Source organism: Geomonas anaerohicana, from assembly GCF_016458305.1.
In the GTDB taxonomy this organism is placed as follows: domain Bacteria; phylum Desulfobacterota; class Desulfuromonadia; order Geobacterales; family Geobacteraceae; genus Geomonas; species Geomonas anaerohicana.
On sequence record NZ_JAEMHL010000002.1, the window covers coordinates 27,001 to 41,625 of the forward strand.

At 59.3% G+C, this 14,625-nt stretch carries 12 protein-coding genes; 5 read left to right on the plus strand and 7 right to left on the minus strand.

What is annotated here, in order from left to right; translation table 11 throughout:
* The first annotated feature begins 634 nt into the window (after positions 1-634).
* Entirely contained in the window at positions 635-1,291 is a 657-nt protein-coding gene (locus tag JFN91_RS03500) for a hypothetical protein (protein WP_199387834.1), read from the plus strand.
* Between the two features lie 5 nt (positions 1,292-1,296).
* Here JFN91_RS03500 and JFN91_RS03505 read toward each other — a convergent pair whose 3' ends face one another.
* Positions 1,297-1,464: a hypothetical protein gene (locus JFN91_RS03505; RefSeq protein ID WP_183348929.1), complete on the minus strand. Its 168-nt coding sequence runs from the start codon at positions 1,462-1,464 to the stop codon at positions 1,297-1,299.
* Positions 1,465-1,784: 320 nt separating this feature from the next.
* Complete coding sequence (locus JFN91_RS03510) at positions 1,785-3,167, minus strand: hypothetical protein (RefSeq protein ID WP_199387835.1); 1,383 nt, start codon at positions 3,165-3,167, stop codon at positions 1,785-1,787.
* A gap of 387 nt (positions 3,168-3,554) precedes the next feature.
* On the opposite strand from JFN91_RS03510, the gene hcp reads away from it, so the two are divergent.
* Entirely contained in the window at positions 3,555-5,201 is a 1,647-nt protein-coding gene (gene hcp, locus JFN91_RS03515) for a hydroxylamine reductase (protein WP_199387836.1), read from the plus strand.
* Positions 5,202-5,711: 510 nt separating this feature from the next.
* On the opposite strand, the gene JFN91_RS03520 is transcribed toward hcp, so the two are convergent.
* The 4 genes from JFN91_RS03520 to JFN91_RS03535 all read right to left on the minus strand — a co-directional run bounded on the left by JFN91_RS03520 (position 5,712) and on the right by JFN91_RS03535 (position 9,593).
* Positions 5,712-7,082, minus strand: coding sequence for a cbb3-type cytochrome c oxidase subunit I (locus JFN91_RS03520; protein WP_199387837.1), 1,371 nt, complete (start codon positions 7,080-7,082; stop codon positions 5,712-5,714).
* Positions 7,079-7,795, minus strand: coding sequence for a c-type cytochrome (locus JFN91_RS03525; protein ID WP_199387838.1), 717 nt, complete (start codon positions 7,793-7,795; stop codon positions 7,079-7,081). Before JFN91_RS03525 ends, JFN91_RS03520 begins: the two co-directional genes overlap by 4 nt.
* A gap of 450 nt (positions 7,796-8,245) precedes the next feature.
* A complete protein-coding gene (gene ric / locus JFN91_RS03530; protein WP_199387839.1) occupies positions 8,246-8,977 on the minus strand; it encodes an iron-sulfur cluster repair di-iron protein in 732 nt (243 codons plus the stop codon).
* 196 nt (positions 8,978-9,173) lie between these two features.
* A complete protein-coding gene (locus JFN91_RS03535) occupies positions 9,174-9,593 on the minus strand; it encodes a bacteriohemerythrin (RefSeq protein ID WP_199387840.1) in 420 nt (139 codons plus the stop codon).
* A gap of 317 nt (positions 9,594-9,910) precedes the next feature.
* Here JFN91_RS03535 and JFN91_RS03540 point away from each other — a divergent pair, with 317 nt between their 5' ends.
* Complete coding sequence (locus JFN91_RS03540; RefSeq protein ID WP_199387841.1) at positions 9,911-10,864, plus strand: divergent polysaccharide deacetylase family protein; 954 nt, start codon at positions 9,911-9,913, stop codon at positions 10,862-10,864.
* A gap of 331 nt (positions 10,865-11,195) precedes the next feature.
* On the opposite strand, the gene JFN91_RS03545 is transcribed toward JFN91_RS03540, so the two are convergent.
* Positions 11,196-12,569 carry a ParA family protein gene (locus JFN91_RS03545; protein ID WP_199387842.1) on the minus strand — a complete coding sequence of 458 codons (1,374 nt, stop codon included), beginning with the start codon at positions 12,567-12,569 and terminating at the stop codon, positions 11,196-11,198.
* Between the two features lie 293 nt (positions 12,570-12,862).
* On the opposite strand from JFN91_RS03545, the gene xseA reads away from it, so the two are divergent.
* On the plus strand, positions 12,863-14,239 hold the full coding sequence (xseA, locus tag JFN91_RS03550; protein WP_199387843.1) for an exodeoxyribonuclease VII large subunit: 1,377 nt from the start codon (positions 12,863-12,865) through the stop codon (positions 14,237-14,239).
* 76 nt (positions 14,240-14,315) lie between these two features.
* The gene (locus JFN91_RS03555) at positions 14,316-14,543 is read left to right on the plus strand and encodes an exodeoxyribonuclease VII small subunit (protein ID WP_199387844.1); all 228 of its coding nucleotides are present in this window, start codon (positions 14,316-14,318) and stop codon (positions 14,541-14,543) included.
* Positions 14,544-14,625: the final 82 nt, after the last annotated feature.

A 14,625-nucleotide genomic window follows, 5' to 3' on the forward strand; every position in this document is an offset into this window, starting at 1 on the left:
GACGGGTATGCTTAGTCGACACCCGTCGTTAGTCGCCGCAAGCCTATGTCATAAATATCGGAACTGCCGTGAGTTTGTATGATTGAGCCAAGGTGTGTGTCAGAGTAACGTCCAATGATCGTGCAATAACAAAGTGTTAGTTTAAGTTGTTATCGCCGTTTAGCAAGCGTTCCACATGTATACGGCGTCACTTTGGTCCAGAGGAAGGGACTGGCACCTGGCGGAGCCAGTCCCCCCCTTTTTTCCTGGTTCCCAATCTCCAGCTTGGGAACCACATATGGCGCATAGCTCCAGCTATGTATCCGAGGGAAGCAGGAGCTTCTGAAAGGCTTTGCGTTCCCAAGGCGGACCTTGGGATCGAGATCAAAGGGAGGCAGGGGGGGATTTGTCTTTGGAAGCACCGAGCACGCAGCCCACGAAGCGCTGCATGTGAATGAGCATCCCCCCCCTTTTGCGAAGGGGGGACAGGGGGAATTTGCTTCTTGTTGCTCCCACAAGCCTCTTTTGCCTGCAGAAACTGTAGCAAATGCCGATACGCAACCTATCAGGATGCCCCACGTTACTGAGTCGGGTCCCTTTTACGTTGTTGCTACATGTGTCGGCGCTCTTCCAGAGTGCGGCACGGAGGAATCATATGAGTGAAGTAATCTACTACTGCTTGGCGGGAGCAACCCTGCTCGTCATCTGGCTCGGGGCCACCTTTTGGGCAGTCAACTTTTTCATCAGGCAGGTCACCCAGCAGAGTTGCCAGGATTTCAGGGTGCGCATGCGGAACGAGACGGAGCGTGCCCTGAAGCTGTTCCGGGAGGGGCTGTGCGAGCAGATCGTGCAGCAGGAGAACAAGTCCGACGCACTGGCGCGGCTCTACGCCAGCCTGATCGACCAGCTGCGGCTGGGGCGGGAGTTCCTGGCGTCGCTGGGCGAAGGCGAGCGCGCCCAGGCGGAGAAGCAGCTACGAACCATCAGGGGGACCGGCGAACACTTTATGGACACCTTCCAGAAACAGGGGCTCTTCTTCTCCGAGGAATTCACCAAGATGGTTAAAGACCTGATGACCCAGCAGAAAACGGGGCAGGAACGTCTCGAAGAACTGCTGCGCCGGGTGCAGCGGGAGCCGCAGAACGCGCACGCCCTCGATGACCTGAAGAAAGAATGGGGGCAGTTCGAGGACCTTTTAAACAAGCTCATGGACTACGTGCGCAACGAGTTCCGCAAGCGCAACCCGGTGAGCGGCATGATGATGAAGTGGCTCAACGAAAGTCCCTCCCAGGGCGAATCCCACGGGGGCTAGCGCTGCTACTTGTCCAGAGGCTCCGGCTTGCAGAGGTGCTCCTCTTTCTTAGCCGCCCGTCCGCATTTCTTGCAAACATAGCGCGGCTCCGCCACGATTTTTTTAAGTTCCTTCAGGTTGTCCTTTATCTCGTCCTTGTCCCACTTGCATAGCGTCTTGCTGTCCTTGCCCATGTCTATCCCCCCTGGCATTGAGACTTCCGTGTAGTAGCGGTAGTCATGTTTACTCTGAAATGAAAACTTTCCAGAAATATTAATCCAGGTTTCAACATTTCATAGTGACTTCAAGAGAAAATCGGGAGTGGGAACGTCACAGGCCGGTGGGGTGCTTGACAAAACTGGAGTCTTTGCCAATGCCCAGGAGGGGACTGCTTGCCGCTCTTTTGAAGAGGTGGAGTAGCGATGACTTCCTCATCCACAGCATGAACGGTGGCTACGAGTTCCTGAATGGTAGACACCTTGTAGACAGGTATGACGACAGAAACACGCATGATTTAACGTATCCTTGCGACCTGGTAAGGAAGCACTGTTGAAGGATCACATCTCACTAAAAATACTGGCTGATCCGGCCTGATTGTCGCGGGATAGCTCCTGCCCCCTTGGATTCCCGATGTAAGATAAGCGACATTGAGCGCCTGCCACATCCAGCCCACGGGCTTGTATTGGGTGTCCAGCACCATGTATGAACCAGCGGGAACAGTCGGGGCCAATTGTTTCATTGCGGCCGTAAAACTGCGGGCATGCTCCGCGCTATGGGACCACGCATCCCCGCGGGCATGGATTCTCGGGACATTGAGAGCAAGGTAGCCGGCGCAGAACAGTACCGCGATCGCGTAGCCTTTTTGGCGCCCGGTCCACACCCTTACCTGGTCGAGGCATGCCGCCAGCACGATGGCCACACCGGCGGCCGGGGCGTAGTAAAAGCGGCTGGTAGAACTGGTGAAGGAACGGGGATCAAAAACGCCGATGGATGTGAGGCTTGAAGGGGCGAAGGTAACGATTATCCACAAGAAGCCGAGCAGCAGGACCTTCCGGTCCTTTACCAGGAGAAAGCTCAGCGGAATTAATAGGGCAGTGATGTAGATCCTGACGTCCTGCATGCTCAGAAGGCCATCAGGATTGATGAAGAAGGCGCTGAATCCCCCAAAAAGCAAGTAGAGGGGCCTCAGCCTGAACCATCCCCACGTTTCAGAGGTCAGGTGGTAATAGCGGTAGGCGAGCGTCGTTACGGCAAGGTAGAACACGACTGCGAGGACGTAGGGCGCTACGCGTAACAGGAGGGGACGTATCCGGGACAGACCATCGAGGTAGAGGAACTCGACGATAACCAGCAAAGCTATCAATGCTGTAGCATCCTCTTTGCTGAAGATGGCCAGCACGTAAACAGCCACTGACAGCCAGTATAACCGTAATGACTGACGCAACCTGTAGTCAACGTAGAGGGATAGGGACAGGAGGCTAAAGAACAGACTGAGCAACCCGCTGAAGTTTGCTTTCCAGAAGACGGCATCTGCCGCGGCGGCATTCATGACGAAGAAAAGGGGGGCCATGGAGGCCACAAATTCGTTCTTCAAAAGCTTCTTCAGGACGTGGTACAGCAGGAGTGCGTTTCCCAGATTGACACAGAGGCCGAAGGTGTTGTAGGCGAGCGGTTCGGTGCCGGATATCCAGTAGAGGGGGACCCATGCCCAGTTACTCAACAGTCGCATCTGGGCGTTGTAGCCCAGAGATATGGCGACTGGCGAGCGTGAGATTATATTCTCCAGATATTTGAAGTCATCACAGGCAAAATATGTGTTCAAGTATGGGCCATAACAGATGAGGCCGACAACTGTTAAAACCAAGGCCAAAATTAGCAGACGAACAGCGTTGTTCACTGATCCCTCCCGTGCCAGAACCTTTTTCTACGCTTAGCAAGCGCAAGCTTATTACCATAAATCAGCAGAAGAGCAAAGGAAAATGAAGTATTGTAAAGTATTAATGCGCGCACGGTTGCTCAGTTAACGGCTGAAGGTTTGGCGCGGGACGCATCAGGTGAATACTTTGTAAAAACACAGGTAGCCTCGACGGCTTCAGGCCCTCCTCTGATACTGTCATTGAGGAAAGCAATTGGATTAACTGCTACACATTTTGCGTGTGGAGTTCAGTCATCCACATTTTTCTACTTGGATCTGCCAGCATTGTTGTTACACTTACGTGCGCCAGTAACTCAGCTACTTCATAGTGGCTGTTGAAAAACCACATAAAACAGGAGGTTGGTTCTTATGGGAATGTTCTGCCGTCAATGTGAGCAGGCCGCCAAGGGAACGGGATGCGAGGTAGTGGGTGTATGTGGGAAGAATCCCGAGGTCGCTGCGCTTTTGGACCTGATGATGTACGGTCTCAAAGGGCTGGCTATTTACGCTGACAAGGCAAGGGAATTCGGCGCGCGCAGCATGGTCGCCGACATGTTCCTCATCGAGGGTCTTTTCACCACCGTCACCAACGTCGATTTCGATCCGGTGCAGTTGGCAGGCAAGCTGAGGAAATGCTACGACCAGAAAGAGCAGGTGAAGGCGTTGTACGAGAGCGCCTACCGCGCCAAGAACGGTGCGGCTGCTCCCGCCATCACCGACGGCCCGGCCGCGTGGGTCATCGCCGACAACCTGGAAGGGCTGGTGGCCCAGGGGCAGGAGCACGGGGTGAAGAGCCAGCACAGCGACCCGGACATCCTCTCCGCCATCGAGATCATCATTTACGGCCTGAAGGGCATGGCCGCCTATGCGAACCACGCCTACATCCTGGGCAAGACCGACGAAGAGGTGTTCGCCTTCTTCCACAAGGCGCTCGCCGCCACCACCGACACTAGCAAGGGGCTCATGGACTTCGTGGGCATCGCCATGGAGTGCGGCAAGCTGAACATCAAGGTGATGGAGATGCTGAACACCGGGCACGTGGAGCACTACGGTCACCCGGTCCCGACCAAGGTCCAGCTCGGCACCCGCAAGAACAAGGGCATCCTCGTTTCCGGTCACGACCTGCGCATGCTCGAGGAGCTTTTGAAGCAGACCGAAGGGAAGGGGATCGACATCTACACCCACGGCGAGATGCTCCCGGCCCACGGCTACCCGGGCTTGAAAAAGTACTCGCACCTCTACGGCAACTTCGGCGGCGCATGGCAGGACCAGGCCAAGGAGTTCCCGGCGTTCCCCGGCGCCATCATCTTCAACACCAACTGCATCCAGCGTCCGGCGGACAGCTATAAGGACCGTCTCTTCACCTGGGGCGAGGTAGGCTGGCCCGGCGCCAAGCACCTGACCGGCTACAAGTTCGACGAAGTGATCAACAAGGCCCTCGAGTGCCCGGACCTCCCCGACGCCCCCGGCCAGGAGATCCTGACCGGTTTCGGTCACAACGCGGTATTGGGTGTGGCGGACAAGGTCATCGAGGCGGTCAAGGCGGGAGCGGTCAAGCACTTCTTCCTGATCGGCGGCTGCGACGGCGCCAAGAGCGGTCGTAACTACTACACCGAGTTTGCCGAGAAGGTGCCCAAGGACTGTGTCATCCTGACCCTTGCCTGCGGCAAGTTCCGTTTCAACAAGCTCGAGTTCGGCGACATCGGCGGCATCCCGCGTCTTTTGGACGTGGGGCAGTGCAACGACGCCTACTCCGCCGTTCAGATCGCGCTCGCGTTGGCCGGCGCCTTCAACTGCGGCATCAACGACCTGCCGCTCTCCTTCATCCTTTCCTGGTACGAGCAGAAGGCGCACGTCATCCTGCTGTCGCTCCTGTACCTTGGCGTCAAGAACATCAAGCTGGGGCCGGCGCTTCCGGCGTACCTGTCGCCCAACGTGTTGCAGTTCCTGGTCGACAACTTCAACATCGGCCAGATCGGCAGTGCCGACGCCGACCTGCAGGCGAGTCTCGCGTAATAAACGAAAGTAGGAGGGGACCGGCTCCGAAGGTGCCGGTCCCCTTTGCAGTAGCAGCACGCAGCACCAGAGCAGATGTAGCTCCTTAGCGCCAGGTCCGGGCAGACCTGGCGCCTTTTTTTTGTTCATCCGGCGGAAGGAGCGGAAGGGGACCGGCTCCGTTAGGTGCCTGTCCCTCTCGCGGAACGCTCCATTCCGCCCACCCACCTTACCCAAGCCGTCGATATTTCAGCGAAGCTGAGGAATTTGTGAACCAGGAGCACATTTGCCACGAAGCGCTGCAGGAGCATTTGCGTCCCCCTCTTGTCAAAGGGGGGGCAGGGGGGATTTGAATTTAGCAACGCACCTACTTTATTTTAAAGTGACCCCTAAATTAGAAAAAGCAGCCCTTACATTAGTAAATGAAGCACCCATTAACGTAGGAGACTGGCCAGATCTGGGCACCACCTGAGGATGGGGAAAGGAAAGGTAAAAGGGACCATGCGAACGCATGGTCCCTTTTACCTTTCCTTAGATGTTGGAGGCGGGAGTCACCACCGGTTCCGGGGCCGGGATGCTGGAGGGTTTGATGGTGAAGAGGTGGTACACGGTGATGACGACGCCGGCAAGGAAGACCAGACCGACGCCGAAGGCGACCCGGAACCAGAACATCATGGTGAGGTGCGCGGTGCTGTAACCGATGTCCAGGAACCGCTCCAGGTACGTTTGCAGAATCCCGGCGATGCCGAACACGAGCCCCAGGATGAACATGCCGATGGTGGTGATCCAGAAGCCCCACTTGCCCAGCCGGTCATTGTACTTGTTGATCCCCTTCAGGCGCGGCATGGCGAAGTAGAAGATGGTCAGGTTCAACAGGGCATAGGCGCCGAAGAAGGCGAGGTGGCCATGCGAGACGGTGACCTGGCTGCCGTGGGTGTAGTAGTTGATCGGCGGCAGCGTGTGCATGAAGCCCCAGAGGCCTGCGCCCACCAGGTGATAGATGGCCAGCCCGATGATGTAGTACCAGGTGAGCGGATTGACGATGGGGTTCCTGCGCTCGCGCACGTGCATCCAGGTGTCCACCACCATGAGCACGATGGGGAGCGGCTCGAGGGCGCTGAAGATGCCGCCCCACCAGAGCCAGTAGTCGGGTGCGCCGATCCAGTAGTAGTGATGCCCGGTACCGACGATGCCGGTGAAGAGGAACAGCCCCGTCTCAACGTAAAGCCACTTCTCGACCACCTTCCGGTCCACACCGGTGACCCTCATGATGATGTAGGCGACGATAGATGCGGTCACCACTTCCCAGGCCCCTTCCACCCAGAGATGGATCACCCACCACCAGTAGTAGTAATCCGTGTTCAGGTTCTGGTAGAAGGGCATCCCGAACAGGTACATGAGGGCCAGGAAGGTCACTCCGCCCAAGAGCATCCACTGCAGTGCCGTGCGCACCTCGGCCTTGATGATGGTCATGGCTACGTTGGCGATGAAGATGAGTGCCGCCACCACGATGAGCCAGTCCAGGGGGAGGGGGATCTCCAGGAGCGGCTTGCCCTGGGTCCAGCCGAAGAGGAAACCGACGACGGCGGTGACCGCCGTACCGACGAAGATGATCAGCTGCAGGTAGGCGAGCTTTTCGCTGAAAAGGTCCCGCGCACACTCGGGCGGCAGGATGTAGTAGGTTCCGCCCATGAAGCCCAGCAGCATCCAGGCGACCAGCAGGTTCGTGTGCAGCGCCCGGGCGGTGGAGAAGGGGAAGACGTTGACCAGGTCCTGCGGCAGTGTGAAGGCGTAGTTGATGGAGAGCCACAGCCCCAAGATCACCTGCAGTATGAAGAGCACCAGGGCGAGACGGAAGTACCACAGCGATACCCGCTGGCTTTGGTATTCGATCAGCATCATTTGCTCACCTCCTTGGTGGACTTGAGGCTCAGGATGAAGTCCGCGATGATGGCCGCCGTCTGCGGGCTCACGTCCTGCGGAGGCATGGCGACCCCTGGCCGCACCGACTGCGGATTGATCATGTAGTTGATCAGGGTCTGGCGGTCGTAGGTGATCCGGTTGGCGATGGTGGTCAGGTCGCCGCCCACGTTGCGCCCCTGGTTCTCGAAGGTGTGGCAGCCGCCGCAGGCCTGCAGCACCAGGTGCACCTTGTCCAGCTTCTGCGGCTGGGACTCGCGCAGCTTGTAGGCCTGTACGAACTTCTCGTCCTGGGGGGGCCAGTGTCGGTTTTCGATATCGCCCACCCAGCGTAGGAAGGAGACCAGTTGTCTCGTTTCCGTTTCGCTCACGTTGAGCTGGGGCATCTTGCGGAAGGAGTTCTTGTACATGACGTCGGGGTGCTGCACGATCGAGGCGATATTGTTCTCGCCGAGCCGGTAGAAGGCCTTGGTCATGTCGGGGGCGTAGTAGCCGCCAAAACCCAGGATGGTGTGGCAGTCGTTGCAGTTGTACTTGTGCCAGACCTTCTTGCCGGCAACTACTTGTTCGGTGAGCTTGTCCGTGTGGGTGAACTTGGGGGTCTGCATGTGGAAGTCGTAGGTTTGCCAGAGGAAAATCGCTGCCGAGGTGAGAGTACCCACCCAGAAGATCAGCCGGGCTGTTTTTCCGGTCATACCGCCCTCCTTTTTGCCGTCGTTGATGAGAAAAGTTAATTCACTCTAATGATCGACAGCAGGAAGGATACCGTCAGGAGGGGGTATGTCAACCTCGCCAAATAAATAAAGCCCCGAAAGGATTGTGGGGATCCGGTTTCGGGGCCTGGCGCGAGTCGTGTGGGTGGAGCGGGACGGGCTAATGTGGAGCTGGCTGCGGCGTCTTAATCATCTTTACGCTGCCTGAGGGGGCAAAGCGAAACGGCCGCCAGGGCCAGCCAGGAAAAGGCAAAGATTGCTACTACGATCGTCATACGTGGGCTCCTTGTTTTTCAGCTATTCCTTGTTCGCGGGCTCCCCCCCTCCCGCATGGGGAGGGGGCGGGGGGGAAGCCGCAAGGAACGGCGATGATGGCACCTTCCCCCACCCCCTAACCCCCTCCCGCAAGGGGAGGGGGGATCCGTAGGACTGTTACAGCTTGCTTGCCTTCGGGAACAGGATGTTGTTCTCGAGGTGGACGTGTTTGTGCAGATCGTCCTCGAACTCTTTCAGCTTTTGGTAGGTCACCATGAAGGTGTTGCAGGCGTCGGCGGGCACCGCGTAGTTCTTGGAAAGCCGGCGGATCTCGTGTACCGCGGCCCCCACCTCGTCATGCTCGTGGCCCAGTTCCGAGAGGACTGCTTTCAGCTTCCTGATCTCTTCAGGGTTCGGTGCACCACCTTCCTTTTTCAGTTCAGTGAGCTTCCTGATGGCGGGGAAAAGTTGCCCTTCCTCGTTTTCCAGGTGCTGCATCAGGTCGGCCGCCACCTTTTCGAAGATCTGGGCGATCTGCACCACCTCGGGGTGGTTGGGGCCGTGCACCTGTGCGATCTTGGTGGTATAGGCGGTGATGGTCGGGACGCTCTCCTTCAGGTAGCCGTGGTGCGCGTTGACGATGTAGTCGGCGAGGAAGGGAAGCTCCCAGGCGTCGTAGTTCTGGCTGCGCTCCAGCGGGCGGGCAGAGGTCTCTTCCAGGTCGCGCTGCAGCGTCGCAAGGTCGATCCCTTTTTCGCGGCAGGCCTGCGCCAGCGGCAGGTTGCCGCCGCAGCAGAAGTCGATGCCGTATTTTTCAAAGACTTGGGCGGTGCGAAAATCTCTTGCGACCACCGAGCCTACGGTTTCCACGTTATTTTTTTCTGCAGGTTCCGGAGTTGCGTTTTTCATGGTGTCGCTCCCTTGGCGGCTCTTGTCGCAAGAGCGGCCGGTTCAGACGTTGCGGGGTGTTTTCTACCCCTTTGAGCCCATGGTAACACTATCGGCAGTTTAGCGTATGATCCAGATCAAAAAGTGAAAGGTAGTGCGGAGTGGGGGGGAGGCAAAAGCGCCGGGGGGCGGCGCTGGTGCGGAAACGGAGCGGCGTTCAGATCCCGGGCGGGACTGCCGAGTTGTTGACGAAGCGGCCGATGGCGCGGTCCATGGTGGAAATGTGGTCGATTAGCCAGCTGGTGATGAAGGTGGTCATGTTGTTGACCACACCCTGGGTGAGTCCCTCCGCCTTCAGGCGCTCTTTCAGTTGGTTGATCTGGTCGATGAAGGCAAGGTGCTTTTCCCGATGTTTCTCATAGTCCGGGTAGCGGACCTGCTGCATCAGCTTCTCCTCTTCCTTGAAGTGTGTGACGGCATACGCTTCCAGGAACCAGAACATGCGCATGATTTCGTCGGTATCCTGGTTGGATTGGTAGGCGTTGACGAAGGCGTTGAACTTATCGAAAAGAAGCTTGTGTTGAACGTCGATCTCTAGCATCCCGATGCTGAGATCGTCTCTCCACTGGACCAGCATGTTCATCCTCCTGAGACAGTTGAGAGTTTTTATACATCCTCCCTTTGCCTTAATCAATCTCTTTAATGTTGGGGATGGGACGGCAGCCGACGGCACTCCTTTCAGCTCAGCCACCTTCCCGAAGCACCAGGGGGACAGGCACCTGGCGGAGCCAGTCCCCTTCCCCAGTCTCTCCCCTTTTGCAAAGTGTTTGCAATGTCGCAGCGCATCATGCTATCTCACATTAGAACATGCCGGCGGGCTGAAAGGGCCGGCACTGATGTCTTGGGGCGGTTGCGGCAATGCCATGTCGCGGCGCCGTCCCGGTGGAGGTAGTTTTGGCAAGAAAAGGCAAGGCGGTAAACAGGCGCAAGCCTGCTCCCGGCGGCGGTGGACGCAAGCCGCTCATGGCACTTCTCATAGTCGCGGTACTGATCGCTGCCGCTTTTTTCCTCCTGGAGCATTTCAAGAAGCCTGCTCCCCCCTCTCAACCTCCGCCGAAAGCGACGGCCGGCGCGACCAAGCATCAACCGATGCCCGAACGGCCGGCTCCCGTGCAGCAGCAGCTGTCCACCGCCCAGGTTCCGGCTCCCAAGCCGCATCCGGCCGCGCTCCCCAAAGCCACCGGTCCGGGTCGTCTGGCCATCATCATCGACGACATGGGAACCAATATGCAGGAGCTGAAGACGCTGCAGTCGATCGGGCAGCCGCTCACCTACTCGGTCATCCCGAGCCTGGCCCACGCCAAGCAGGTGGCCGAAGGCGCGCACGCGGCCGGTGCCCAGGTGATGGTGCACATGCCGATGGAGCCGGAGGGGTATCCCAAGCAGAAGATGGAGTCGATAGGCGTGCTGGTTGCCATGGACGACGGCGAGATCGCGACGAGGATAAAGAGTTACTTCGCCACCGTGCCCCATGCGGTCGGCGCCAACAACCACATGGGGTCGCGCTTCACCCAGGACGCGGGCAAGATGAAGGTGGTGCTGCAGATATTGAAGGAGAAGGGACTGTTCTTCGTGGACAGCAAGACCTCGCCGGCCTCGGTCGGGTACCGGGAGGCGAAGGCGCTGGGGATGAAGTGTGCCGCGCGCCAGGTGTTTTTGGACAACGTGCAGGATGAAAGTGCCATCGGCAAGCAGTTGGCGCAGGCCGCCGCCGTAGCAAGAAAAAAGGGTGCGGCGATAGCAATCTGTCATCCGCACCCTGCAACCATGCGAGCCCTGAAGCTCTATATGCCCGAACTGGCCAAAAGCGGCATCACTTTTGTGCACGTGTCGGAACTGACCAATTAGAAGCCGTTCAACGTTCGACGTTCAATGTTCGAGAGAGTGCAGCGGCTTCGGTCACCCTCATCGCTACGTTCACCTAACGTGCCGTAGCGAGAAAGCTGCAGACCTGGAAGGCCTGCGCCGAACATTGAACGTTGAACCTTGAACGGTTTCTGCCTCTCTATGGACGCGCAGTAGCGACAAAGCTGCAGACCTGGAAGGCCTGCGCCGAACATTGAACGTTGAACGTTGAACCGTTTCTGCCTCTCTATGGACGCGCAGTAGCGACAAAGCTGCAGACCTGGAAGGCCTCCGTCGAACGTTGAACGTTGAACGTTGAACCGTTTCTGCCTCTCTAAAGCTGTGCCGCGATCTTCTTCTTGAGCTTCGCGACTTCCCGGTACTTGTCGTCCACCAGGATAGAGGCGGGGTTGTTGCCGTTCACGGGGTGAACCATCAGGAAGGCGTCGCGCAACTCACCTTCATAGCCGGCCAGGGTCTCGGTCATGATCCCGGAGAAGCCGTCGCGCTGCGGGGCGCGGGCCAGCGGGTACTTCTTCTTCAACAATTCGCTGCCGGTCAGGTCGAAACGGTGGAAGTCGATGCTCCCCGCCTCGTCGCCGACGCCCGGGTTCAGTACGAACACGGACTCCAGCGCGGTCTGGTGGATCATCTGCCGGGTCGGGTCGTCCTGCGGCAACTGGCGCTCGATCTTGAAGATGGTCGATACCAGGAACCCGGTGAAGCAGTCGGCTTCCATGTAGCCGCTGGCGGCGCCGTCGGAGCTCTCGCAGTAGTAGGAAACCTGCGACTCCTGGCTCAACTCTTTCCCGCACACCAGGCACTGGCTCTTCAGCCCGGAAAGCCTGCCGAAGTATTCCTCTTTCTTTCTCTTGTTCTCCTCGTGCTGCCACTTGTCGTAGAGCATGGCGCGCGGCTCTTCGGTCTCGTAGAACTCGTTGAGGCAGGTCTGCCCCAGCGCCGCGAACTGGCCGTAGACGTCGGTACCGCGCCCGTGGGTGAGGATCGGGTAGATCTTCCCTTCGGGGTTGGTGTTGAGGCTCTCCACCTTGGGGCTCTTGGAGATGAATATGTCGGAGCAGCGGAAGCCGCGGTTGATGGCGAACGCCTTCAGGAGCGTCTTCTGGTCCTTGAACATCCCTTCGAACTTGATCCTCTCGTCGATCAGGCAGGGGATGAGCGACAGGCTCTTTCTATCCAGTCCTCTCTTATCGAACAGCTCGAAGATGTTGCGGCAGTTGTCCATGCTGGCCATGTCCTTGATGGGGACCAGCACCCGGTCCGCGGCGTAGAGCGCGTTCTGGGTCATTACGTCGAGGTCGGGGCGGGTGTCGACGATCAGGATGCCCGGGATCTCGGACATCGCCAGGAGTCGTGCCAGCACCATCGGTCCCTTGAGCGAGCCGCGCAGTTCCGGAAGGGTGGTGGAGGAGGGGATGTAGTTTACCCCGTACTGCCCGGTGTGCAGCAGGTCGCGCCCGCGGGTTTCCAAAAGGAGGTCCGCCACGGTGCCGTTCAGTTTCTGCCCCTTGATGGAGAACATCTTGTCGATGGTGAAGTGGTTGTCGAAGGAGAAGATCGACACCGGCAGATTTTCGTCCAGGGCCTTCAGAAAGATCGCGAGGTTGGTCGCCAAAGTCGTCTTGCCGACGCCCCCTTTTTCCGAGGAAACAGTTATTACATAAGGGTAATTTTTCATGGCGCGCATACTAACATCGACACGGCCGGACGGTCAACCGGTTTGACAATGGCGCTGGCTGCATGCTAGAAAACGGCTGCAGTAACAGCAAGAAAACATCTTACTCAGCAGGGGGCAGCGCTCCCTCTGGATAGCACCAAGGCGAGTCCCCGCCCCCGGAGGGGGAGGGATAGGGAGGGGGACGCGCAGCGTCTTGCACTAGCTTCCCCCCTCCCAGCCTCCCCCCTCCGGGGGGAGGAGCCGACCCCTGAACGCCGCCCTTCAGGAGACGGGATTCACACGTGGCAGAGCCAGGAGGCTCCATGCAACTTTTCAAAGAACGCCGTGTCCTGACGGTGAGCGCGCTGACGGCGCTGGTGCGCGGCCTCCTGGAGGAGAACTTCGACCAGGTCTGGGTGGAAGGGGAAATCTCCAACCTCGCCTGCCCGCAGTCGGGGCACTGCTACTTCACCCTCAAGGACCCCGGCGCCCAGATCCGCTGCGTCATGTTCCGCGGCGCCTTCCGTACCCTCAAGTTCACCCCCCGCGACGGCATGCGCGTCCTGGTGCGCGCCCGCATGACCCTGTTCGAGCCGCGCGGCGAGTACCAGCTCTCCGTGGACAGCATGGAGCCGCAGGGGATCGGCGGGCTGCAGCTTGCCTTCATCCAGTTGAAGGAGCGCCTCGCCAAGGAAGGGCTCTTCTCGGAGCTGCACAAGCGCGAGATCCCGAAACTCCCCCGCAAGATCGGCGTGGTTACCTCGCCCACCGGCGCCGCCATCCGCGACATCCTCACCGTGCTCTCGCGCCGCTTCGCCAACGTGGAACTTTTGATCGCACCGGTCCGGGTGCAGGGGGAGGGGGCGGCCCAGGAGATCGCTGCGGCCATCGCCGACCTGAACCGCGCCGGCAACGTCGACGTCATGATTGTCGGCCGCGGCGGCGGATCGCTGGAGGACCTGTGGGCCTTCAACGAGGAGGTGGTGGCCCGTGCCATTCATAAGTCCACCGTTCCCGTCATCTCTGCGGTGGGGCACGAGATCGACTTCACCATCGCGGACTTCGTTGCCGACCTGCGCGCCGCCACCCCTTCGGCCGCGGCTGAACTGGTGGTGCAGAGCAAGCAGGAACTGACCGCGACGGTGGAGGCGCTGAGCCACCGGCTCCAGGTCGCGCAACTGCGCCGGCTGGAACGCTCGCGCGCGCTGGTGACGGCGATGAGCCGCGCCATCACGGACCCGAGCCGTATTCTCGGCCACCTGGCCCAGCGGGTCGACTCGCTGGACGCCCGCCTGGTGCGGGAGGCGGGGCTGATCCTCGACGACGCCTCGGAGCGCATCGTCACCCTGTCGGCGCGCCTGGCCCGCCAGAGTCCCGCGCTCACCCTGCAGCGCAACGCGGAGCGGCTCTCGACGCTCTCATTGCGCCTGGACCACGCCATGACACGGCGTCTGGCCTGCGCCGCGGAGAGCGTCGGGCTCGCCACCGGCACCCTCAATGCTGTCTCGCCGCTGGCCACGCTTTCCCGCGGCTACAGCATCGCCCGCAAGCTCCCCGGTCGCTCGGTGGTCACCTCGTTCCGTCAACTGGCACCCGGCGATCGACTCGAATTATCCCTTGCCGCCGGTTTCGCCCTCTGTACCGTGGAGCAGGCCAGCGGGCAGAGTGAATCCTTGACGGCACCAGAGCGATCGGTATAATAGGCGATCACTTTTTAATAATTAAACGCGGCGGCGCTTCTAATCCGTCGCGGCAGTACCCGGACACGAGGTTGGCATGGCCGTTGAGAAGTTCGAGACCGCACTGAAGAAGCTCGAGGACGTCGTGAAGAAGCTGGAAGGGGGCGAGCTTTCGCTCGAGGACTCCCTGAAGGCGTTCGAGGAGGGGGTGAAATTTTCCGCCTTCTGTTCGAAGAAGCTCAACGAGGCCGAGCGGCGGGTCGAAGTGCTCATCAAGCAGCGCGACGGCAGCCTCACCACCAGGCCCTTCGAAGAGGTGGAGTAGCACCAACCTCTTGTTTGATCGCGGCCGGGCATCGTTAGCAGGGACGCCTCCCCCCCTCCCTTGACGGGAGGGGGCAGGGGGG

Excerpts from the sequence above, each read along its gene's own strand:
- JFN91_RS03500 (WP_199387834.1), top strand. The coding sequence starts at position 635 with ATGAGTGAAGTAATCTACTACTGCTTGGCGGGAGCAACCCTGCTCGTC.
- JFN91_RS03505 (WP_183348929.1), bottom strand. The coding sequence starts at position 1,464 with ATGGGCAAGGACAGCAAGACGCTATGCAAGTGGGACAAGGACGAGATA.
- hcp (WP_199387836.1), top strand. The coding sequence starts at position 3,555 with ATGGGAATGTTCTGCCGTCAATGTGAGCAGGCCGCCAAGGGAACGGGA.
- JFN91_RS03520 (WP_199387837.1), bottom strand. The coding sequence starts at position 7,082 with ATGATGCTGATCGAATACCAAAGCCAGCGGGTATCGCTGTGGTACTTC.
- JFN91_RS03525 (WP_199387838.1), bottom strand. The coding sequence starts at position 7,795 with ATGACCGGAAAAACAGCCCGGCTGATCTTCTGGGTGGGTACTCTCACC.
- ric (WP_199387839.1), bottom strand. The coding sequence starts at position 8,977 with ATGAAAAACGCAACTCCGGAACCTGCAGAAAAAAATAACGTGGAAACC.
- JFN91_RS03535 (WP_199387840.1), bottom strand. The coding sequence starts at position 9,593 with ATGCTGGTCCAGTGGAGAGACGATCTCAGCATCGGGATGCTAGAGATC.
- JFN91_RS03545 (WP_199387842.1), bottom strand. The coding sequence starts at position 12,569 with ATGCGCGCCATGAAAAATTACCCTTATGTAATAACTGTTTCCTCGGAA.
- xseA (WP_199387843.1), top strand. The coding sequence starts at position 12,863 with ATGCAACTTTTCAAAGAACGCCGTGTCCTGACGGTGAGCGCGCTGACG.
- JFN91_RS03555 (WP_199387844.1), top strand. The coding sequence starts at position 14,316 with ATGGCCGTTGAGAAGTTCGAGACCGCACTGAAGAAGCTCGAGGACGTC.